Origin of the sequence: Streptomyces sp. NBC_00490, assembly GCF_036013645.1 — a bacterium.
GTDB classification, from domain to species: Bacteria; Actinomycetota; Actinomycetes; order Streptomycetales; family Streptomycetaceae; genus Streptomyces; species Streptomyces canus_F.
On sequence record NZ_CP107869.1, the window covers coordinates 2,994,766 to 3,015,696 of the forward strand.

At 69.7% G+C, this 20,931-nt stretch carries 16 protein-coding genes; 1 reads left to right on the forward strand and 15 read right to left on the reverse strand.

Annotated features, from left to right (window positions below; translation table 11 throughout):
* Nucleotides 1-54 precede the first annotated feature (54 nt).
* Nucleotides 55-1,209 (reverse strand): right-handed parallel beta-helix repeat-containing protein, encoded by a 1,155-nt coding sequence (locus OG381_RS13475; RefSeq protein ID WP_327716344.1) that lies wholly within the window; start codon nucleotides 1,207-1,209, stop codon nucleotides 55-57.
* Nucleotides 1,210-1,432: 223 nt separating this feature from the next.
* Here OG381_RS13475 and OG381_RS13480 point away from each other — a divergent pair, with 223 nt between their 5' ends.
* Nucleotides 1,433-3,643, forward strand: coding sequence for a family 43 glycosylhydrolase (locus OG381_RS13480; protein ID WP_327716345.1), 2,211 nt, complete (start codon nucleotides 1,433-1,435; stop codon nucleotides 3,641-3,643).
* On the opposite strand, the gene OG381_RS13485 is transcribed toward OG381_RS13480, so the two are convergent.
* The 14 genes from OG381_RS13485 to OG381_RS13550 all read right to left on the reverse strand — a co-directional run bounded on the left by OG381_RS13485 (nucleotide 3,640) and on the right by OG381_RS13550 (nucleotide 20,870).
* The gene (locus tag OG381_RS13485; RefSeq protein WP_327716346.1) at nucleotides 3,640-4,437 is read right to left on the reverse strand and encodes an HAD family acid phosphatase; all 798 of its coding nucleotides are present in this window, start codon (nucleotides 4,435-4,437) and stop codon (nucleotides 3,640-3,642) included. The genes OG381_RS13480 and OG381_RS13485 overlap by 4 nt on opposite strands.
* A gap of 76 nt (nucleotides 4,438-4,513) precedes the next feature.
* A complete protein-coding gene (locus tag OG381_RS13490; protein ID WP_327716347.1) occupies nucleotides 4,514-5,626 on the reverse strand; it encodes a right-handed parallel beta-helix repeat-containing protein in 1,113 nt (370 codons plus the stop codon).
* Nucleotides 5,627-5,671: 45 nt separating this feature from the next.
* A complete protein-coding gene (locus OG381_RS13495; RefSeq protein WP_327716348.1) occupies nucleotides 5,672-6,721 on the reverse strand; it encodes a dienelactone hydrolase family protein in 1,050 nt (349 codons plus the stop codon).
* Complete coding sequence (locus OG381_RS13500) at nucleotides 6,708-7,985, reverse strand: pectate lyase family protein (protein ID WP_327716349.1); 1,278 nt, start codon at nucleotides 7,983-7,985, stop codon at nucleotides 6,708-6,710. Before OG381_RS13500 ends, OG381_RS13495 begins: the two co-directional genes overlap by 14 nt.
* 82 nt (nucleotides 7,986-8,067) lie before the next feature.
* Nucleotides 8,068-9,096 carry a pectinesterase family protein gene (locus OG381_RS13505; RefSeq protein WP_327716350.1) on the reverse strand — a complete coding sequence of 343 codons (1,029 nt, stop codon included), beginning with the start codon at nucleotides 9,094-9,096 and terminating at the stop codon, nucleotides 8,068-8,070.
* A 1-nt stretch (nucleotide 9,097) separates the two neighbouring features.
* Nucleotides 9,098-10,228 carry a pectinesterase family protein gene (locus tag OG381_RS13510; protein ID WP_327716351.1) on the reverse strand — a complete coding sequence of 377 codons (1,131 nt, stop codon included), beginning with the start codon at nucleotides 10,226-10,228 and terminating at the stop codon, nucleotides 9,098-9,100.
* Between the two features lie 133 nt (nucleotides 10,229-10,361).
* Nucleotides 10,362-11,693 (reverse strand): pectate lyase family protein, encoded by a 1,332-nt coding sequence (locus tag OG381_RS13515; RefSeq protein WP_327716352.1) that lies wholly within the window; start codon nucleotides 11,691-11,693, stop codon nucleotides 10,362-10,364.
* 32 nt (nucleotides 11,694-11,725) lie between these two features.
* The gene (locus OG381_RS13520) at nucleotides 11,726-12,520 is read right to left on the reverse strand and encodes a rhamnogalacturonan acetylesterase (protein ID WP_327716353.1); all 795 of its coding nucleotides are present in this window, start codon (nucleotides 12,518-12,520) and stop codon (nucleotides 11,726-11,728) included.
* A 96-nt stretch (nucleotides 12,521-12,616) separates the two neighbouring features.
* Complete coding sequence (locus tag OG381_RS13525; protein WP_327716354.1) at nucleotides 12,617-13,957, reverse strand: ABC transporter substrate-binding protein; 1,341 nt, start codon at nucleotides 13,955-13,957, stop codon at nucleotides 12,617-12,619.
* Nucleotides 13,958-14,035: 78 nt separating this feature from the next.
* Nucleotides 14,036-16,018 (reverse strand): pectinesterase family protein, encoded by a 1,983-nt coding sequence (locus OG381_RS13530; protein WP_327716355.1) that lies wholly within the window; start codon nucleotides 16,016-16,018, stop codon nucleotides 14,036-14,038.
* 34 nt (nucleotides 16,019-16,052) lie between these two features.
* The gene (locus OG381_RS13535) at nucleotides 16,053-17,597 is read right to left on the reverse strand and encodes a glycoside hydrolase family 43 protein (RefSeq protein WP_327716356.1); all 1,545 of its coding nucleotides are present in this window, start codon (nucleotides 17,595-17,597) and stop codon (nucleotides 16,053-16,055) included.
* A complete protein-coding gene (locus tag OG381_RS13540; RefSeq protein WP_327716357.1) occupies nucleotides 17,594-18,439 on the reverse strand; it encodes a PmoA family protein in 846 nt (281 codons plus the stop codon). The genes OG381_RS13535 and OG381_RS13540 overlap by 4 nt, the downstream gene beginning before the upstream one ends.
* Nucleotides 18,439-19,584 carry a Gfo/Idh/MocA family protein gene (locus OG381_RS13545; protein WP_327716358.1) on the reverse strand — a complete coding sequence of 382 codons (1,146 nt, stop codon included), beginning with the start codon at nucleotides 19,582-19,584 and terminating at the stop codon, nucleotides 18,439-18,441. The genes OG381_RS13540 and OG381_RS13545 overlap by 1 nt, the downstream gene beginning before the upstream one ends.
* Nucleotides 19,581-20,870, reverse strand: coding sequence for a pectate lyase family protein (locus OG381_RS13550; protein WP_327716359.1), 1,290 nt, complete (start codon nucleotides 20,868-20,870; stop codon nucleotides 19,581-19,583). The genes OG381_RS13545 and OG381_RS13550 overlap by 4 nt, the downstream gene beginning before the upstream one ends.
* Between the last annotated feature and the right edge of the window lie 61 nt (nucleotides 20,871-20,931).

Genomic DNA, 20,931 nt, shown 5'->3' on the forward strand with positions numbered 1-20,931 from the left:
GGCACAGAGAACGCCCCGCCTGTGACGACAGGCGGGGCGTTCCGTTTCCCGCGTTCAGTTCATCGTCGAACCGATGGCGGTCGAGCCGGTGGTGAGGAAGGTGGTGGCCGGGAGCGAACCGTCCGACTTCCGCGCGCTGTACGCCGTTGTGGCGTCCGTCGACTTGAAGGACGGTGTCGAGACCCCGCCGTCCCAGTTGTTCGCGGCGGACACCGTCGACGAGCCCGGCTTCGACAGGCCGCCCTTGTTGCCCACGGCCAGGTTCCGCGCGAGGCGGGCCTTGCCCGTGGCGAAGTAGAAGCCCGCCTCGGCGTTGGCGTACGCCGTGTTGCGGTTCAGGACGATCGCGCCCGGGTTGGAGTTCTCGGTGAACCCGTTCAGCGTGTTGTCCCAGGCCGCGTTGTTGTTGACGACGTGCGCGACCGTGACACCCCCGCCGCCCAGCTTGTAGCCGTTGCCGTTGCCCTCGAAGGCCGAGTCGTTCCAGCGGTTCTTGCCGTTGCCGAAGGCCCAGGAGTGCTCGATGGTGACGGGGGAGGAGAACTGCCAGAGGTCGAGACCGTCATCCGAGTTGTTGTGGAGACGGGCGCCGGTGATCCTGTTGCCGGTGCCGGAGCCGAACTTGACCGCGATGCCGTCGGCGTTCTGTCCGTGTCCGGCCGGGTCGTAGTTGCCGTGGCTGTCCAGGTTCTGCACGAGGTTGTTCGTCGTGCCGTCGCCGCGCAGCGTGAACCCGGAGTCGCCGTTGTTCGCGGTGACGAGGTTCTTGAAGACGCCGCCCACGGACGAGGTGACGACGAAGCCCTGGGCCGGGGAGTTCTGGAAGGTCAGGTTCTGCACGGTCCAGTAGTCGCCGTAGATCCCGGCCAGCCAGGACCCGTCGGCCAGCTTGGAGCCGTCGATCTTGACCTTCTCGCTGCCGTACGCCTGGAGGGTGATCCGTGCCGAACTCGTGCCGTTCGCGGTCGACTTGAGGGTCGTCGTCGGGTAGTAGGTGCCGGCGCGGAGCTGGATGGTGGTGCCCGCGGCGGCGCTCTTCACGGCTGCTTCGAGCTGTGCGGTGGTGGTCACGGTGACCGTCGACGAAGCGGCCTCGGCGCCGCCGTTCGACAGGCCGAGGTAGACGCCGCCCGCCCCCGCGGCGACGGCCACCGCCGCGGCGACGGAGAGCGTTCGGGTCCTGCGGTGGCGTCCGGTGCTCTGACGCACGGGGCGTTCCTTTCCTAGGCGATGGAGGCGAAACGGGCCGGAGGGGCCGCCCCGGCCCGTTTCTGCATCCAGGTCGCCGCCGCGCCCGCAAAAGTTGCCGCGGAGCGTGAAGATCGATCGAAAGTTTCGGTGTCACCCATCCCCTGCACACCGATTGACGCGTCCGGTCCCACCGATGACACTCCGATCGAACACAAACCCCCACACTCACACAGGATGTGTCATGCGCCCCCGCACCGCTCGCACGCTCCTGCTCCCCCTCCTCGCCCTTCTGCTGGGCCTTCTGTCGGCCCCGCCCAGTACCGCCGACTCCGGAGCTCCACCCGTGAACAAGCCCAAGTACGCCGGATATCTCTTCACCTACTTCACCGGCGAGGGCACCGCCGACGGCGAGCAGATCCGCTATGCCCTCAGCCGTGGCAACGACCCGCTGCACTGGCGTGAGCTGAACGCCGGAAAGCCGGTCCTGACCTCGACGACCGGCGAGAAGGGGCTGCGCGACCCGTTCGTGATCCGCTCCCCCAAGGGCGACAAGTTCTATCTGATCGCCACCGACCTGCGCATGTACAAGAACAGCAGCGGCAGCTGGGACCACGTCCAGCGGCACGGCAGCAAGTCGATCATGGTCTGGGAGTCCACCGATCTGGTCCACTGGACCGACCAGCGCCTGGTGAAGGTCTCCCCCGACGCCGCGGGCAACACCTGGGCGCCGGAGGCCTACTGGGACGACTCCCTCGGCGAGTACGTCGTCTTCTGGGCCTCGAAGCTGTACGCGGACGACGACCCCGACCACACGGGATCGACGTACAACAAGATGCTGTACGCGACCACGAAGGACTTCCGCACCTTCAGCGAGCCGAAGGTCTGGGACGACCCGGGCTACTCGGTCATCGACTCGACCGTGGTGAAGCACAAGGGCACCTACTACCGCTACACCAAGGACGAGCGGGACCCCGGCTCCTCCAGCCCCTGCTCGAAGTTCATCACCGCCGAGAAGTCGACGTCCCTGACCTCGACGACGTACGACTTCGTCGCGGACTGTGTCGGCAGTGGCGCGATGTCGCGCGGCGAGGGGCCGACGGTGTTCAAGTCGAACACCGAGGAGAAGTGGTACCTCTTCATCGACGAGTACGGCGGTCGCGGGTACGTCCCCTTCGAGACGACCGACCTCGACTCGGGCCGGTGGACCCCGTCGACGGACTACCAGCTCCCGGCAAGTCCCCGGCACGGAACGGTACTTCCGGTGACGCGGGCCGAGTACGACCGGCTGCTGGCGGCCTACCCGGCGACCCCCGCCTCGGTCGTGGACGTGACGGCGAAGGACCAGAAGGGGTACGCCATCGTCACGGAGGCCGCCTCGAAGGCCGTGCTGCCGATGCGGCCGGACGCGGACCTCGCGCGCCTGGCACCGAAGATCGCGATCGGCGAAGGCGCCACCGTCAGCCCCCGGTCCGGTACCCGACGCGACTTCCGCAAGCCGCAGACGTACACCGTGACGGCGGCCGACGGCACCAGGCGCACCTGGACGGTGGAGGCGGTACGGACCGGGAGTCCCGTCCTGCCGGGCCTCAACGCCGACCCCGACGTGCACTATCTGAACGGCGAGTACTGGATCTACCCGACGACGGACGGCTTCCAGGGCTGGGGCGGGACCCGCTTCAAGGCGTACTCGTCGAAGGACCTGGTCCACTGGAAGGACCACGGCGTCATCCTGGACCTCGGTCCGGACGTCACCTGGGCGGACAAGTACGCCTGGGCACCGGCCATCGCCGAGCGGAACGGCAGGTACTACTTCTACTTCTGCGCCGAGCAGCAGATCGGCGTCGCGGTCGCGGACTCCCCCGCCGGCCCGTTCAAGGACGCGCTGGGCAAGCCGCTGGTGGCCAAGGGCGGCTCGTTCCAGGGCCAGATGATCGACCCCGCCGTGTACACGGACGACGACGGGACGTCGTATCTCTACTGGGGCAACGGCCACGGATACGTCGTGCCGCTGAACGACGACATGACCTCGTACGACCCGGCGGAGGTCAAGGACATCACCCCGGAGAACTTCCGCGAGGGATCCTTCGTGATCAAGCGGAAGGGCACGTACTACTTCATGTGGTCCGAGGACGACACCCGCAGCGAGAACTACCACGTCGCCTACGCGACGGGACCGTCCCCGCTCGGCCCGTGGACCAAGAAGGGGACGATCCTGTCCAAGCGTCCCGAGTACGGCATCCTCGCCACCGGCCATCACTCCGTGGTGAACACGCCCGGCACCGACGACTGGTACATCGTCTACCACCGGTTCGCCCTGAACGGGCCGGGCACGTCGGGCGGGGACGGCATGCACCGGGAGACGACCGTCGACCGCATGGAGTTCGCGGCCGACGGATCGATTCTGCCGGTGGTGCCGACCCTGGAGGGGATCAGGCCGGTCAGGAAGAACTAGCTGACGAAGTACGTCGGGTTCGGGAGCTTGTACGTCCTGTCGGCGTAGCCGCCGTCCAGGTCGGAGTACTGGTCACCGAAGTTGGCGACGATGTCGTACCCGAGGTCCTGCTCGATGTGCTTGCGGGTGCCGGACTTGTACTGCACGGTCGTGCAGGTCCAGGCGCCCGGCGTGGCGCAGGCGCTGAGGTAGGACGGCGGGTTGGCCTTGTCCTTGAGGAACACGTGGTCGGCGTCGAGGTTCACATCGGCGCCGATCTTCTTCAGGTTCTCGACGGCCGCGGAGCGCTGCGCCTCGGACAGACCCGAGTTGTAGAAGACCTCAACGCCCTTGGACTCGGCGTACCGGACCAGCTCGGGGCTGCCGAAGACGGCCGGGCGGTCGGCCTTGTTCACGTAGTCGGCCCAGGTGGTGGCGTTGTACGTGTAGTTGGTCTTCTTCTCGTAGTCGAGGCTGAGCAGCAGCGTGTCGTCGATGTCGAAGACGACCGCGGGCTTGTCGTGCTTCTTCAGCGCCTTGCGGGCCGACTTGTCGATCTGCTTCCTGGCGGCCGCGTCGAGCTTGGCCAGGTCCTTGGCGTACTGGCTGCTCGTGGACGCCTGGTAGACGCCGTTGGCGTCGAGCGTGGTGCCGTAGTAGGTGTCGATGTCTTTCACCAGGAGCCCGATGTTGTAGGGCTCGTGGGTGCTGTTCGCGGTGGACTGGCCGGCCGTGGCCGCACCGGCGCCGTAGAGGGCGGCGCCGGTGACGGCACACGCTGCGGCGAGCGCCGCGATACGCAGTGGCTTATGCATGACAGACGTTCTACGCGCGTCACCCGGGTGGGCGCGAGACCCGCCGGGCAAAAAACGGGTCAAGCACCCCGGGAGGTCAGTTCATCGTGGCGCCGATGGTCGTCGAGCCCGTGGTGAGGAAGGTCGTGGCCGGCAGGGTGCCGCTGGAGCTGCGGGCGTTGTACGTCGTCGACGCGTTCGTGGAGATGAAGGACGGCGTCGCGATGCCGGAGTCCCAGTTGTTGCCGGACGAGGTGACCGACGAGCCCTTGCTGACCGAGCCGCCGCTGTTGCCGACGGCGAGGTTCTTGCCGAGCTTGGCGGCGCCGGTGGCGAAGTAGTAGCCCCACTTGCTGTTGGCGTAGGCGGTGGTGCGGTTGATGACGATCGCGCCCTTGTTGGAGTTCTCGGTGAACCCGTTGCCGGCGTTGCCCCAGGCCGCCGAGTTGTTGATGACGTGCGCGACGACCTCGCCGTCGCCGCCCAGCTTGTAGCCGTTGCCGTCGCCCGCGAAGGCCGAGTCGGACCAGCGGTTGACGCCGTTGCCCATGGCCCAGGTGTGCTCGACGGTGACGGGCGAGGAGAAGGACCAGAAGTCCAGACCGTCGTCCGAGTTGTTGTAGAGGCGGGCGCCGGTGATCAGGTTGCCGGTGCCGGAGCCGAACTTCACGGCGATGCCGTCGGCGTTCTCGCCGTGGTTGGCGGCGTCGTAGTGGCCGTAGGAGTCGATGTTTTTGACCGTGTTGTTGACGGTCCCGTCGCCGGTGAGCGTGAATCCGGAGTCGCCGCCGTTGATGGTCTTGATGTTGTTCCACACCGTGCCGGTGCAGGACTGGCAGACGACCGCGCTGTCCGGGGAGTTCTGGAAGGTGATGTTGGAGACGTTCCAGTAGTCCGCGGTCAGCTTGAAGATCCAGTCGCCGTCGGGCAGGTTCGAGCCGTCGATCTTGACGGTCTCCGATCCGTACGCGGTGAGCTGGACCGGCGCGGACGAGGTGCCGTTGGCCGTGGACTGAAGGGTGGCCGTCGGGTAGTAGGTGCCGCCGCGGACCTGGATGACCGTGCCGGCGGTGGCACCGGATATGGCGCTGCTCAGCTCGGCCGAGGTGTCCACGACCACGGTCGCGGCCTGGGCCTGGGTGGGGAGGACGGCCACGGCGGTGCCGAGGGCGAGGGCCGTCGTGGCGATCAGAGCGGTACGACGAGACATGGAGTGCGGTCCTTTTCTCGTACGGATGGGGAGGGGGACGGTGGATCAGAGGACGTGGTCGAGCCAGTGGAAGACCTCGTCCTGCATGCGGTCGACGAAGACATGGCCGAGATCGGGCCAGGTCTTCAGACGCAACCGCTCCTCGGCGTGGCACGAGTGCCAGACGGCGCGCAGCGTGTCGTACGCGGCTCGGACGCCGTCGGCGGGGAACAGCGGGTCGAGCCCGCCGTCGAAGAAGAGCATCGGCCTGGGGGCGGCGATGCTCGCCACGTCGGGGAAGTCGAGGAACCGGGAGAGTCCCGGGTGGAGCATGTAGTACGCCGACTGCCCGCGCAGTGCGTTGTTGCCGGGCACCATCATTTCCCTGAGGCCGGTCATCCAGCAGACGGCGGCGGTGGCCGCGATGTCGTGGCTGAGCGCGGCGGTCTGCCAGGCGCGGTAGGCGCCCATGGAGAAGCCGAGGGCGGCGACCCGGCGCACGCGTTTCAGGCCGGCCAGGAAGCCGGCGGCGCGGGCGTCCTCGCGGGCCATGAGTCCGGCGAGGGAGGAGCCGAGGTGGAAGAAGTTGCTCGCCAGGGCCTGCTGCTGGTCGTAGGCGATCGGGCCGCGGTCGCCCCAGCCCGGGGCGTCCAGGCACAGCACGACATATCCGCGCCGGGCCAGTTCGTCGCCCACGAACCGACCGCTGTAGTACCGGTCGGCCCACGCCTGGGCGGCGGGCAGCCGGGTCTCGTCGTACCAGGGCCGGACGAGTTTCTCCTTGCCGATGCCGAACTCGGACCCGTGGTCGTGGAAGAGGAGCACGGCGGGGAAGGGGCCGGGGCCGCGCGGGGTGAGGAGGGCACCCCGCACGCGCTCGTACCGGGTGAGGGAGAGCGTCACCAACTCCCGGGTGTAGAAGTCGGTTCGGGAGGGCACGCCGTACTCCGGCGCGTACGGTGTCTCGTCCTGCCGCTCCACCAGGAGGTGCTTCTCGACCTTGGCCCGGGCCAGGAGCCGCCAGTCGCTGAAGTCCCGGACCGGCGACGTGCCCCAGGCGAGCGGGAAGGTGAGCTCCTTCCTCAACTCCCGGTACAGGCTGTCAGGAGTGGCCATACGGTCTCCCCGTGCCGGCGTGGGTCAGGACGTGGTGCTCGACCGCCGCCGGGGATCTGAGCGGCCGGTAGTCGTAGACGTCGGCCGGGTCCCAGCCGACGTCGTCGGTCAGTCCGAGGCCGCTCGCCACCGCGTCGAGCCGGGCCGGGCGGCCGTTGGACCAGGAGCCGGTGTCGTGGAAGTGCTCGCCCCCGTAGGCGGCCAGGGCGAGAGTCGGGTCGTACCGGAAGACGTTGCGCTCGGAGTAGATCGCCGACTCCACGCCCACGCCCAGCGCGTAGAGAGGTGCCCGGCCCCGGTAGACGTTGTTGACGACATGCACCTGTCCGAAGCGGACGCGGGGGCCGCGCTGCATGATGTCGGTGAAGAGGTTCCGGGCGAAGGTGATCCTGAGGTGCCCCCGGTCGCGGTCGCCGCGTCCGTCGCCCGACCCGATGAGGAGCGCCTTGTCGTGGTCGGTGAACCGGCTGTCGGAGACGGTGACGAAGTCGGAGCCGTCCTCGATGTCCAGCAGTCCGTCGTGCCGTTGGACGTGCTCGCCGTGGAAGCCGAGCGGTGCCTCGCGGTCCGGGAAGCGGCCGTCGGTGAAGGTGCAGTGGTCGACCCAGATGTTCTTGCCGGTGATGACGGTCATCGCGTCGAAGCGGGCGTTCCAGTTGCCCTGGGTGCCGTCGTCGGGCGACCAGCTGGTGAAGTGGTCGACGGGGGCCTCGAGGCGGAGGTTGCGCACGATGATGTTCGTGCCGGTATTGACCGTCAGGAAGACACCGAGCAGCCGGGCGTCCCGGCCGACGCCGACGAGTGTCGTGTTGCTCGGCACGGTCAGCTGGATCTGTGCCTTCTCCTTGTTCGACCCGGTCTGGCGCAGCTGCCGCTGCTGTCTGCAGTAGTCGTGACGGGTGTCGGACCAGGTGGTGCCGTCCTCGCCGAAGCAGGACATGTACTTGGCGAGGTCGTATCCGGGCGCGTAGTCCTGCTCGCCGAGGAGTGAACCGTCGTCCGCCTCATGGCCGTTGATGTCGCCGACGACCCGGATCACCTTGGGCGCGGTGGGATCGCCCGCGTTGGCGAGGGCCTCCTTGAGCCCGGCACGGGTGTGCACCGTCGAGACGCTGCCGCCCGCCCCGCCGGTGGTGCCGGCGCCGGTGGAGGCCCAGCCGACGGGACCGCGCTCGGTGGCGCCGACCGCCTGCGGTGCCCAGCCGAAGGCGAGGCACACGCAGGCGAGGAGAGCCGCGGCGGCCCTGAGTGTCGGGTGCGCCACCGTGCCCCGCAAGGGGCGCGGGGAACTGCGCGGCCGGCCCCCACCGGCCCGCGGCGAACGAACCGCGTGTCCGGCGGAGCGCTCAGGCACGGGGGCACCAGTCGCCGAGATACGTGGCCTTGGTGTGCGACTCGGCTTGTTCGCGGGTCAGTTGAGGCCTGTTCTCCGGAACCGGGATCGCCGCGCCGGGGCCGGAGTTGCGGTACTCCCGGAACCGCATGGTCTGCCAGGGGTACGCCTCCCGCATGTTGGTGTAGGGCGCGACGGGGTCGATACCGGGTCCGATCCGGGTGTCCCGCACGACGAGGGACGGCCAGGCGGTCGTCTCGTACGACGGGACCCAGGGCCGGGCCAGCTTGTACGCCGCGTCCTCGGCGCCCGAGGTGATGCGGGAGCGCAGGGCGAGGATGCCGTGGGGGTTGGCGCGGGCGGTGGACGGGGCGAAGACCATGCCCTTCGGGGTGAAGGTGACGTCCCGCTGGAGGGTGTGGAAGTGGCACTCCTCGAAGACGGCGGTGGCCCGGCCGAAGACGAAGTCGACGTCGCCCTCGATGTAGCAGCGGTGGAAGTACTGACGGTCGAAGGAGGTGAGCGCGGTCGTCTCGACGAAGACGGTGTCCTGGTGGGCGAGCAGCCGGACGTTGTCGAAGTGCGTGCGGTCGCCGTACGTGCAGGAGGCGACCGCCTGGGTCCCGGTGATGTCGGGATGGTCGGCGCGCAGCCAGTCGTTGGCGAGGGTCAGGTCGCGGACGGTGAGGCCGGGGGCGGCCGAGGTGAAGGTGGCGGAGCCCGCGGTGCCGTACGTTCCGGAGCCGTCGGGCTTCTGTGTTCCGTTCGCGTTGTTGTAGACGATCACGGTGTCGCGGGGGTCGCGGGAGGCGCCGCGCAGGGTCAACTCGGCCTTGTCGGCGGGCACGTCGACGACCTCGCGGTATGTCCCCGGGTGGACGACGATCGTCCAGCCCGGACCGTCGACCGCGTCCACGGCCGCCTGGACGGAGCCGCCGGGGCGCACGTGCAGGACCCGGCGGGCACCGGTGGCGGAGGCGGGGGTGGCGACCCCTGCCGCGAACAGGCCCGCACCGGCGGCGAGAAGGGTGCGTCGGCGCATCTCAGCACCCCCGCTTCCACGGCTGCCAGTCACCGAGGTAGGCGGCGCGGGTCGCCGACTCGGCCTGTTCGTAGGTGAGTTGGGGCCGGTTCTCGGCAACCGTGATCACCGCGCCCGGTCCGGTGTTGCGGTACTCGGCGAAACGCTGGTTCTGCCAGGGGAAGCTGTCCGACATGTTGGCGTAGGGCGCCACCGCGTCGATGCCCGCGTCGAGGCGGCTGTCCCGGACGGTGAGGCTCGGGCGGGCGGTGGGGTCGGAGCTGGGCACCCAGGGGCGGGCCAGCTTGTAGTAGGCGTCGGGGGCCTCGCTGCTGATGCGGCTCTTCGTGACCAGGTAGCCGAGCGGGTTGGCGCCCGCCGTGGACGGCGCGAAGACGAAGCCGTACGGGGCGGAGGCCAGGTCGGTGCGGGTCAGGGTGCGGAAGTGGCACTGCTCGAACACGGCGGAGCCCCGGCCGAAGACGAAGTCGACGTCGCCCTCGACGTAGCAGTGCGAGAAGTACTGGCGGGCGAAGACGGCCAGGGCGGTGGAGTCGGCGTACAGGGTGTCCTGGTGGCCCAGGAAGCGGCAGTGGTGGAAGGCCGAGCGGTCGCCCAGCACCTTGATGGCGACGGCCTGGGTGCCGGAGACGCCCGGGTGGTCGGCGCGCAGCCAGTCGTTGGCGAAGGTGATCCAGCGGGCGGTGAAGCCGTCGGGGCGGACCAGGGTGGTGGCGGAGCCGGTGGTGCCGTAGGTGCCGGAGCCGTCGGGCTTGGGGGTGCCGGCCGCGTTGTCGTAGACGATGACGACGTCCCGCGGGTCCTCGCTCGCGCCGATCCAGGTCAGCTCGGTGGCGGTGGCCGCGACGGCGACGGTCTCCCGGTAGACGCCGGGGGCGAGGACCAGGGTGTACCCGGTGGTGGTGACCGTGGTGACGGCGGCCTGGACGGTGGTGAAGTCGCCGCGGCCCCGGGCGTCGACGTAGAGCGTGGTCGGGGTGAGCCGGGCGGCCGGGGAACCGAACCGGCCGAAGGGGCGCCGACCGCCGGCGGAGGCGGGCGCGGACGCGAGGCCGAGCGCGGCGGCCGCACCGGCGCTCGCGGTCAGGAATCCCCTTCTGGACAGGGGTAGTTGGCGGTGGGGCGAGGGCATGGCGATGCTCCTTGGCTGTGCGGCTCTGCGGGGATGTGCGTGGTGTTTCCTCGCCGTGGGGGGCTGGGGCCGGGGCGGCGCACTCGGGGTGGTGCGTGCGGTGCGGGCCGCCCCGGCCGTTCAGGGGCGGGTGTCAGCAGACGCGGCCGGCGCCGGCGCCGCGGCCGACGATGCCGGGGACCTTCTTGACCGGGTCGATCTTCGTGCGCAGGGTCGGCGTCCAGCCGGCGCCGGGCTGGAGGACCTCGGCGGGGATCTCGGCGTTGTGGACGGCGATCAGGTCGGTGAGCTTGCCGTTGACGTAGTTGTCGGCGGCGGTGACCGGGGAGACGTTCCAGCGCTTGAGCACCTTGGCCGCGCTGACCCCCTCCGGCAGCGTGAACGCGTTGTGCTCGGCGACCAGTTGGGACTCCTTGCCGATGCCGAAGCTGTAGGCGTAGTCCTCGTTGGCCACGAAGTGGTTGTTGTAGGAGTCGACCTGTCCGAACCGCACGCGCGGGGCGCGCTCGACGAGGTCGGAGAACTGGTTGTGGTGGAAGGTGACCTTGAGCTTGCCCCGGTCGCCCACCGCCGTGGACTCGCTGTCGCTGTTGCCGATCAGGATCGTCTTGTCGTGCTCGGTGAAGACGTTCCAGGAGGCGGTGACGTAGTTGGAGCCTCGGACGATGTCCAGCTCCCCGTCGTGCTGCTGGTAGAGCATGCCGAAATAGGTCGGCGCGGCGCTGTCGGGGTGGGAGCCGTCGGTGAAGGTGTTGTGGTCCATCCACACGTGGGTGGAGCCGTAGACGACGGCGGTGTCGTACTCGGAGTTCCAGTTGCCCTTGGTGCCGTCGGTCGGGTCCCACTGCGGGAAGCAGTCGATGGGGCTCTCGAAGGCGAGGTTGCGGATGATGACGTTGTCGACGGCCTTGATCTGGAGGCTGGCGCCCTTGATGCCGGCGTTCTTGCCGATGCCGATGATCGTGGTGTTGGAGGGGATGTTGGCCTTGATGGCCTTGTCCTGGTTGGCGGCGGAGGTGCGGCGCAGCCCCTCGGGGCTGTCGTCGGGCTCGGCGCTGAGGTCGGTGTCGAGCCCCCAGGTCTCCGGCGCGTACCTGGCGAGGTAGGCGTCGAAGTCGTACCCGGCGGCGGCGAAGGCGTCGCAGCCCTCCGAGACGGCGTCGATCGTCCCCTTGACCTTGATGATCTTCGGCGCGTCTCCGCCGGCGGCCAGGGCGGCCTTGAAGTCGGCCCAGGTGGAGACGGTGTGGACGTGGGCGGCGTCGGCCGCGGCGCCACCGGTGGTCCCCGTCCCGTAGGAACCCCAGCCGTCCCCGGCCGGGAGGGTCTGCCGAGCGGCGTCACGACCGCTCGCCTGGGCGCCGGGCCCGGTGACGGTCAGCACGAGGGCGGTGCAGCCGACGACGGCGGCGGCACGCGCCACCTTGGCTGCTATGTCATGCCCATGCCATTTCTGTGTGCTCATGGTGCGGCTCTCTCTTCCGGTTCAGGGGGTGGTTACGCGGTGGCTTCGGGCCAGGTGATCCAGGACGTGGGGATCTCCTGGTCGAGCCGTCGCACGTCCTGCGGGCGCAGCACCCGGGTGCGCAGCAGCTCCTGCGCCACGAGCCGCGCCACGGCGATCGCACCGGGCGGGTTGAAGTGCGTGTTGTCCTGCTCGGTCGCGGTCCAGTTGAAGTACGTCTTGGTCTCCTCGACCCCGAGCTTCTGCCACAGGGCCAGGGACAGCGCCTGGATGTCGAGCAGCGCGACCCGCTCCTCCTCGGCGAGGGCGCGCATCGACGCCGGGTAGTCGCCGTGGGTCGGCACGGCGTTGCCGGCCGTGTCGAACTTCCGGCGCTCCACGGAGGTGGCGAGCACGGGCCGCGCACCACGGGCACGGGCGCCGTCGATGTACAGCCGCAGATAGTCCTGGTACGTCGTCCAGGGCTCGGTGTAGCGGGTGGGGTCGGCGGACTTCTCGTCGTTGTGCGCGAACTGGACGAGGAGGAAGTCGCCGGGCCGGATGGCCCCGAGGATCACATCGAGTCGGCCCTCGTCGACAAAGCTCTTGGAACTCCGCCCGTTCACCGCGTGATTGGAAACGGGACGGTCCTTGTGCAGAAAGAAGGGGAGCGCCATGCCCCAGCCGGTTTCGGGGGCCGCGTCGGCGTATTTCTGGGCGGCGGTGGAATCACCGGCGATGTAGAGGGTGCGATTGCGGGCGGATGCCTGAGCGGTGCCGGTGGCGGCACAGGCGAGCGGAACGGCGGCGAGGGCCGCGGAGGTGATCTGTCTGCGGGTAATGGACACGATGTGCCTTTCGTGAAACCCCCTGGGGGCGCGGGGAACTGCGCGACCAGCCACGGCGGACCCGCAGCTCCCCACGAACCGAAAACACCCGAGCTCTTAGCCGTTCTGCGACTTCCACTCGGTCTGGGCCTCGTTCAGCTGGTCCGCCAGCGTGTCGAGGAAGTCCTTCGCGCTCATCTTTCCGAGCAGCACCTTCTGGAAGTTCGGCTCGTTGTCGGCCTTCGAGATGGTGCCCCAGTCGGGCAGGTAGTACGGCAGCTGGACGATGCTGGTGGAACCGTCGGTCAGCGCGGCCGCGGCCAGCTTGGTCGGCTCGGCCTTCGAGATCCACGCGTCCTGCGCCGCGTCGTTGTTCGCGGGCACCTGCCCCGCGGACTCGTTGAACTTCGAGTTCTCCGCCTTCGACAGCGCGAACTCGATGAACTTCCAGGCCGCGTCCTTGTTCTTGGAGGTCTTGAACAGGCCGATGCCGTCAACGGGGTTGGAGACCTGGACCCGCTTTCCGTCGGGCCCGGTCGGCTGCGGAATACCCCGGAACTTGTCGACCCCGAGCGCCTTCACATGGTCCTGGTACGACCCCAGGTTGTGGTTCAGCATTCCGATGGTGCCGGAATCCCACTGGGCGACCATCTTGGTGAAGTCGTTGTTGAGGTCGGCGGCCGGTGTGACCTTCTTGAAGAGGGCCGCGTACTTCTCCAACGCCGCCACGTTCTTCGGGTCGTTGACCGTGGTTTTGTCGCCGTTCCAGAACGACGTGATCCCGGACTGCCCGTACATCGCGTCCAGTGCCTGCGCGATGGATCCGGCGCCGCCGCGGATGGTGTAGCCGAACTCGTTCTTGCCGGCGTTGGTGAGCTTGTCCGCGGCCTTGTAGAACTTGTCCCAGGTGGTCGGCTCGTCCAGGCCCGCCTGCTTGAACAGGTCGGTGCGGTAGTAGAGCACACCGTTGTTCGCGGAGGTGGGGATCGAGTAGAGCCGGCCGTCACCGCCGCCGGCGGCGGTCAGCGACTCGACCATGTCCTCGTTGAGCTTGCCGTTGAGCGAGGACTTGGCGAGCCGGTTGTCCAGCGGCTCCAGGGCGCCTTGGGCGGAGAAGCTCGCGAGCATCGCCGCGCCGACGCCACCGACGTCCGGCAGGCTGTCGGCCTGGATGGCGGTGTCGACCTTGGACTGGTAGTCGGTGGAGGCGATGCCGACGTACTCGACGTCGATCTTCGGGTTCGCCTTCTCGAAGTCGGCGATGACCTCCTTCCAGATGTCGGTGCGGACGCCACCGTTGTTGTCCCAGAAGACGATCTTGCCCGTGCCGGTGCCCTCGTTGCCCTTGTCACCCGTGCTGCTGCCGTCGTCACCGCAGGCGGTGGCGGTCAGCGCGAGGACGGAGCCCAGGGCGACCGCCACGGCGGCTCGCCTGCTTCTGCGGATGCTGATCTTCATTGGTCGGCTCTCTCTTCTGGGTCAATCTCAGCTGGATCGAGATGTGAACTGCTGTGTGGAGCTGTGAAGTTGTGGGGGTCAGTGGTGGGCGTGGGGAGCCCAGTCGTCGCTGCCGCGGAGGTAGTCGGCGACGGTGTGGGCGCGGGCGTCCGCGTCGCTCATCTGCGGCCGGTCCGCGGTGACTTCGGCACCGGGCCCGTAGTTGCGGTACTCGGTGAACCGGGCGTCCCTCCACGAGAAACCGCTCATGTCGGTCCACGGGGAGGCCTTGACCGCGGCCGGCAGCTTGGTGTCGCGGATCAGGACCTGGGCGACGGCCTCCGGTTCCCCTCCCGGATGCCAGGGCCTGCCGAGGTGGAAGCTCCCGGCCGGCGCGTCGCTCACGATCCTGGAGTCGGTGATGAGGAACCCGTAGGGATTCCCGGTCCAGGTCGAAGCCGCCGTGATGTAGCCGTTGTTGGTCGCCGAGCCCCGGCTCAGCGCCTTGATGACCGACCGCTCGATCACCGTCGTCGCCCGTCCGTAGACGAAGTCGACGTCGCCCTCGATGTACGAGTCGCGGACATAGACCCGGCTGACGGTGGTCAGCTTGGGGCTGTCGGTCATCAGGGTGTCCTGGTTGCCCAGGAAGGCGGTGTCCTCGAAGACGATCCGGTCGCCGGTCGTCTTCATCGCCAGCGCCTGCTCGCCGTTCAGCTCGACCGCGGCCTCGTCGAAGTCGTTGCTGAAGGTGAGGTTGCGCGCCGTGACGTCGTTCGCGGCGATGCGCACGGTGGCGCTGCCGGTCGAACCGCCGTACGCGGCGGGCGTGTCGTAGACGATGACGGTGTCGGACCGATCTTGTCCAGTCCCCTGCAGCACGATGTTCGGCTTGCTCGCGGGGATGAGGACCTTGGCGCGGTACGTCCCCGGCGCGACGGCGATCGTCACGGGCACGGTGTTGCCGTCCGGCACGGCGTCCACGGCGGCCTGCACGGTCGCGTAGTCGGCCGGGACGCGCAGGGTGACCCCGCCGATCTGCTTCTGGGGCCCGGAGAACCGCGTCACCAGCGCCGGGACGGCGGCGGCCGGGTCCAGCCGGTAGGCATAGAAGTCCCGGGGGTCGAATGCCGTCCCCCATGCGTCGGTTCGCCCGGTCGTGTGCTTCAGGATGGAGCCGCGTTGCACCAACTCGGCCGTGGCATCGGCCTGGTAGGGGTGCTGGACGCCGTCGTAGTAGCTGTTCTCGATGACCATCCTGGTCCTGCCGCGCGACCAGTTCCCGTACGTCCACGTCGGGTCCCCGTCGGCGACCTGGGCCGAGAGGTAGTTGTTGTAGAGGTGGGCGTAGGCGCAGTTGTCCGCGGAGGGATTGCGCTGCTTCGTCCCCGTGAACCAGTTGTGGTCGAGCGTGATCTCGGTCAGGACGTTCGTCGTCCAGCCGATCCCGAGCGCCTTGTTGTGGCTCGTGAACTGGTTGTAGGAGACGGTGATGTACCGGCTGTCCTTGCGGATGTCGAGCAGCCCGTCGCCCATGTGCGTGAAGCGGTTGTGGTCGATCCAGACGTGGTCGACGGTGTCCATCTGGATCGCGTCGAAGTCGGTGGTCTTGCCGTCCCAGTCGCCCTCGACGTAGGAGTCCCGGATCGTCAGGTTGCGGATGATGACGTTGCTGGTGCCGGGGTTGAGGTGCAGCTCACCGTGGACGATCTCGCCGGTGTCGCCGACGCCGATGATCGTCTTGTCCGAGGCCACGACGATGTCCGAGCCGAACGGCTCGACGGCTATCGCCCCCGACACCCGGATGACATACGGCTCTTCGGCCGCCGCGTACCGGGCGAGCGAGGCCTGGTCGGTGACGGTGACGACCTTGCCGCCCGCCCCGCCGGTGGTGCCGCCGGCGAGGGAGGCGAAGCCGTGCGGCTGGTCGGTCCAGCGCGGGGCGGCCACCGGCGAGGGTCCTGCCGAGGCGTCGGCTTCCCCGCTCGCCCCCAGCACGAGGGCGGCCAGCAGGCCCACGACGGTGGCCAGGACTCTGCCGGGACCGAGTCCCGACAAGCGCTTGCTATGGAGGTGCGTCATTGCGGCTCCCAACAGGCGTACAAGAAGAGGTGTGCTACAGCTGGTCGATCCTGAACTTCGTGAAGGTTGCCGCGCCGGCGTGACCGTGTCCGGTGGGCGCGAGGGCGACGAGACCGAGCAGAGCGCCGACCCAGCGCCACGGTGTGGCCGCGAAGACGGGACCGGACGGACGCGGGCCGTCGCCGATGTCGTAGAAGAAGCGGCACCGCGCCCCCGCGCCGATCTCGATCCGCAGCCGCACCCGTCCCTCGGGGGCGGTCACGGGGTGGGCGGCGTCGCGCTCCCGCTCGGCGACCGCCTCGGCGAACCGGTGCACCACCTGCACGGTTCCGTCCTCGTCGCGCTGGAGCCCGATCCAGCCGAACGCGTCCCCGAGGACCGCGAGCCCGGCCCGCGCCCCCGGCTCCTCGCTGTCCAGGCGCAGCTCCACCTCGACGGCACAGGGCTTGCCGGGCAGCCGCTGGGTGAGGACGTTCGGCAGTCTGCGCAGGTCGTGCGCGTCGGCCGAGCGGACGCAGGTGAGGCGGAGCCCGTCGCCGGAGTGGTGGGTGGCCCAGCCGTCCCGCGGGTTGGCGGTCCAGCTCCACTGGCGGCCGAAGCGTCCGCCGGGGAAGTCGTCGTCGGTGGCGGGCGCGGCGGGCGGCTGCGGCGGCAGGTCGGGCCTGGTGTGTACGGCCACGGGGGCGCCGTCGTCCCCGAGCACCGGCCAGCCTCCCCCACTCTCGGCTTCGCTCGAGCGGGAGGTGCCCCCATCGCCCCAGCGCATCGGCTGGAGGTGGACGACCCTGCCGTAGGCGCCCTTCTGCTGGAAGTGCAGGAACCAGTCCTCGCCGGACGGGGTGCGCACCCAGCCGCCCTGGTGGGGGCCGTTGACGTCGGTGTCCTTCTGCTCCAGGACGACCTTCTCCTCGTACGGCCCGAAGAACTCGCGTGAGCGGAAGGCGCCCTGCCAGCCGGTCTCCACTCCCCCGGCGGGGGCCAGGATCCAGAACCAGCCGTCGTGCCGATAGAGCTTGGGGCCTTCCAGGGTGAACCAGCCCGGTATCCGGTCGCCGTCGACGATCACCTTGCCGTCGTCGAGGAGTTCGGTGCCGTCGGGGTGCATTCGGTGGCCGGTGAGCCGGTTCTTGACGCCGGAGCGGGACTTGGCCCAGGCGTGCACCAGGTAGGCCTCGCCGGTCTCGTCGTCCCACAGGGGGCAGGCGTCGATCAGGCCCTTGCCCGCCTTGAGGAGGTGCGGCCGGGTCCAAGGCCCCCTGATCGCGGGGGCGTTGATCTGGAAGATGCCCTGGTCGGGGTCGCCCCAGAAGATCCAGAACCGGTCGTCGTGGTGGCGCAACGACGGGGCCCAGACACCGCAGTCGTGCCGGGGTGCCTTGAACTCGGCCGCGGGCTCCAGGCGTTGCAGCGCGTGGCCGACCAGGGTCCAGTTGACGAGGTCGCGGGAGTGCAGCAGCGGCAGGCCGGGGGCGCGGCCGAAGCTGGAGGCGGTGAGGTAGAAGTCGTCGCCGACGCGCAGGACGTCCGGGTCGGACCAGTCGGCGTCGAGCACCGGGTTGGTGTACGTCTCGGCGGTCACAGGCTCACCGCCTTGCGGATCAGGGCGGCGGCCCCGCCGCGGTCGAGGCGGCCGTCGGCGACGACCGTGACGACTCGGCGCACAAGGGTGTCGCCGGGGGCGATCGGTACCCGCTCGGTGTGCGCCAACGACGAGCCCACACCGGGGTATTCGCCGGTGCGCACGAACCACGGGTCCCGGCGGGTCCGCTCGGTGGCCCCGGCGAAGACCAGCGTCCAGGTGGAGCCGGCGAGGGCGAGCCAGTCGGCGCGGTGGGCGTGCACTTCGGACTCGCCGTCGGCGCTCGGGGTGAACACGTCCGGCGCCCGGTCCTCCTTGCGGGCCCGCCAGAAGAAGCCGCCGTATGCGGCGCCCGGGCGGCCGTTGGTGGCCGGGCTGCCGATGGACAGCGGGCCGGACGTGACATTGGTGAGCGAGAACGTGAAGTCCAACGCCCAGGCGGCGTCGGTGAGTTCGGTGGCCGCGACGGTACGGCGCTCGCGCAGCAGCTCGGCTCCCGCGGCGATCCAGCGCAGTTCCTCCACGAAGCCGTCCGGGTCGCGGAGCTGGAAGGAGCTGTGGCGCTGGGCGCCGTGGTTGTCGAGCTCGGTGGGGCCCTGGTCGCGGACGTAGGTGCGCCCGCCCCAGAAGTTGAATCCCTCGACGTCGGGAACGGCGACACCGACGCCGAGGTGATGGAGGTGGTCGGCAGGGCTCAGTTCGGTGACCGCCGTGCCGGCCAGGGTGGTGACGGGGTGCAGATAGGGGCGCGGGGAGAGCCGCGCGGGCAGCTCGGGCCGGGTGACATAGCGGCCGACCGGGCGGCCCGCGACGCGCAGGACCGGGGAGTCGGGGGTCGTCATCAGGTACTCACCTCTTTCGGTAGGGCCCAGGTGGCGCCGAGCTCGGAGTAGAGGGCGAGGGTGTCCGCGGAGGCCGCGACGAGCCCGTCGACGCCGGGGACGACCCTGCGGTCCTCGCCGGGGACCCGGTGCCAGGCGCTCTCGGGCAGCGGGGCCGGGTCGGGGGCCGTGCGGATCGCCTCGACGACCTTCATGAAGGCGCCGGTCACGTCCGGCGGGACCAGCAGGTCGGTGCCGTCGGTGAGGTGGTCGACGAGGTTCTCCAGCAGGTCGGTGCGGCCGTGGTCGTACTCCTGCGGGCCGTGGTCCGCGCGCTGGAGCAGGACGCGGTCCTGCTTGTACCAGAAGGTGATCCGGCCGCGCGTGCCGTGCACGAGGACGTACGGGTCGTCCGGGTCCTCGGCGCACAGGGTCGCGGCGACGGTGACCGGGCGGCCCTGTGCCGTGGAGATCCGGACACAGGAGGTGTCGTCGGACTCGATGTCGTTGGCGCGCAGCAGCTCGGTCTCGATGCGGGTGACGTCCTCGGCGCGCGTGGAGCCGTTCAGGGCGAGGCCGGTGGCGACGGCGTGCGCGAGCGGGTTGGTCAGCGCGCCGTCGATCACGTCGACGCCGTTCAGGCGCCGCTTGCCCGCCCAGGGGGCCCGCGTGTAGTAGGACTCCGGGCGCGCCCAGGCGCCGGCGCCCCCGACGCCGACCAGCTCGCCGATGGCCCCCTCGGCGATCAGCTGCCGGATCGCGGGCACCGCGTGCGAGCCCAGCGACTGGAAGCCGATCTGGCAGACGACCCCGGCCGCGGCGACCCCGTCGGCCATGCGCCGGAACTCGGCGTACGACGGGGCCGGAGGCTTCTCCAGCAGGATGTGCACGCCCCGGCGGGCCGCTTCGAGCGCCAGGTCGGTGTGGGTCGGGATCGGCGTGCAGATCACCGCGATCCGGGCGCCCGTGGCGTCCAGGAGGGCACCGAAGTCGGCGGACTGCTCGGGCGTACCGAGGCCCTCGGGGAGCTCGCCCGCGGTCAGCGGGGTCAGCTCGCAGATGCCCGCCAGGCGGACGATCCCCTTGTCCTGGAGCCGGCGGATGTTCTCCAGGTGCCAGCGGCCGTGGCCGCGCGCTCCCGCCAGGACGATGTCTACGGTGCTCATGGGATCCTCCCTGCGCCCGCGCCGCGTGCCACCTCTCGGTCGGCCGCCTCGGCGCTGTCGATCTTTGTGTGCAGGGTAGGCGTCCAGCCGACGTCGGCCGTGAGGTCACGCTCGCTGCCGGAGTTGTAGGCGTTGTTGATCGCCAGCAGGTCCACCGGGAAGCCGTTGAAGAGGGTGCCCTCGTCGTGCAGGGCGGTGCCGTTCCAGCTCTTGACCAGGTCGGCGACCTCTACATGGCCCGGGGTGGTGAAGGCGTTGTTCTGGGCGTGGATGGCGGACTCGGTGGAGACGCCGATCGAGTAGCGGTAGTCGTGGGCGTCCTCGGGGACGACGTAGCGGTTGTTGTAGACGTGCACCTGGCCGAAGCGGACGCGCGGGGCGCGCTGGACGATCGACTCGAACTGGTTGTGGTGCAGGGTGACCCGGAGCTTGCCGCGGTCGCCCGTCACCGCGTCGCCGTTGCCGATGAGCATCGCCTTGTCGTGGCCCACGAACCGGCTCCAGGAGACGGTGACCAGGTCGGAGCCGTTGGTGATGTCCAGCAGGCCGTCGTGGCGCAGGTAGTTGCGGCCGAGGAGGGTGGGTTCCTTCTCGTCCGGGTGGCCCTTGTCGCTGAGGGTGACGTGGTCGACCCAGACGTGGTCGGAGCCGGTCAGCCAGATGGCGTCGTAGGCCGTCTTCCAGTCGCCGAGGCCGCCGGTGTTGGGCTGCCAGACGGGGAAGCAGTCGTAGGCGTCGCGCAGGTCGAGGTTGCGGATGATGACGTTGGAGGCGTTCTTGACCTGGAGGTTGGCGCCCTTGAGGACCGCGCCCTGGAGTCCGACGATCGTGGTGTTGGAGCCGACGGTCAGCGTGACCCGCTCGGCCTGCCGGGCCGCGGAGGCCTGGCGGGCCTCCTCCTGCGCTCCGCTGGGCTTGGCCTGGCCCCAGGTGCGGGGGTCGTAGGCGGCGAGGTACTTCTTCAGGGTGTAGCCGCCGGTGGCGTAGTCGGCGCAGTCCAGGTGGTCGCCGTCGTCGTCGGTGTTGGCGTCGATCGTCCCGGCGACCTTGATGATCTTCGGGGTGGCGCTGCCGCCGTCGAGGGCGCGGACCAGTCCGGCCCGGTCGGTGACGGTGTGGACGTGCGCCGCGTCGGCGGCGGAGCCTCCGGTGGTGCCTTCTCCCTCGGAAGCCCAGCCGTCGTTCGCGGGCAGGGTGTCCCGGCTGATGTCGCGGGCCTCGGCGTGGGCGGGAAGGCAGAACACCCCCACCATGCCTGCGGCGAGCGCGATATGACGGAACCTCATGCCCTCACCCCCCTGCCAGAACCACAGACCGACCGCTGCCGCACACCTGCGGCCGCCCCCG

Bases quoted from the DNA above. Each gene is read 5' to 3' on its own strand.
- OG381_RS13545 (WP_327716358.1), bottom strand. From the start codon at position 19,584: ATGAGCACCGTAGACATCGTCCTGGCGGGAGCGCGCGGCCACGGCCGC.
- OG381_RS13490 (WP_327716347.1), bottom strand. From the start codon at position 5,626: ATGTCTCGTCGTACCGCTCTGATCGCCACGACGGCCCTCGCCCTCGGC.
- OG381_RS13485 (WP_327716346.1), bottom strand. From the start codon at position 4,437: ATGCATAAGCCACTGCGTATCGCGGCGCTCGCCGCAGCGTGTGCCGTC.
- OG381_RS13480 (WP_327716345.1), top strand. From the start codon at position 1,433: ATGCGCCCCCGCACCGCTCGCACGCTCCTGCTCCCCCTCCTCGCCCTT.
- OG381_RS13495 (WP_327716348.1), bottom strand. From the start codon at position 6,721: ATGGCCACTCCTGACAGCCTGTACCGGGAGTTGAGGAAGGAGCTCACC.
- OG381_RS13540 (WP_327716357.1), bottom strand. From the start codon at position 18,439: ATGACGACCCCCGACTCCCCGGTCCTGCGCGTCGCGGGCCGCCCGGTC.
- OG381_RS13510 (WP_327716351.1), bottom strand. From the start codon at position 10,228: ATGCCCTCGCCCCACCGCCAACTACCCCTGTCCAGAAGGGGATTCCTG.
- OG381_RS13550 (WP_327716359.1), bottom strand. From the start codon at position 20,870: ATGAGGTTCCGTCATATCGCGCTCGCCGCAGGCATGGTGGGGGTGTTC.
- OG381_RS13525 (WP_327716354.1), bottom strand. From the start codon at position 13,957: ATGAAGATCAGCATCCGCAGAAGCAGGCGAGCCGCCGTGGCGGTCGCC.
- OG381_RS13530 (WP_327716355.1), bottom strand. From the start codon at position 16,018: ATGACGCACCTCCATAGCAAGCGCTTGTCGGGACTCGGTCCCGGCAGA.
- OG381_RS13515 (WP_327716352.1), bottom strand. From the start codon at position 11,693: ATGAGCACACAGAAATGGCATGGGCATGACATAGCAGCCAAGGTGGCG.
- OG381_RS13505 (WP_327716350.1), bottom strand. From the start codon at position 9,096: ATGCGCCGACGCACCCTTCTCGCCGCCGGTGCGGGCCTGTTCGCGGCA.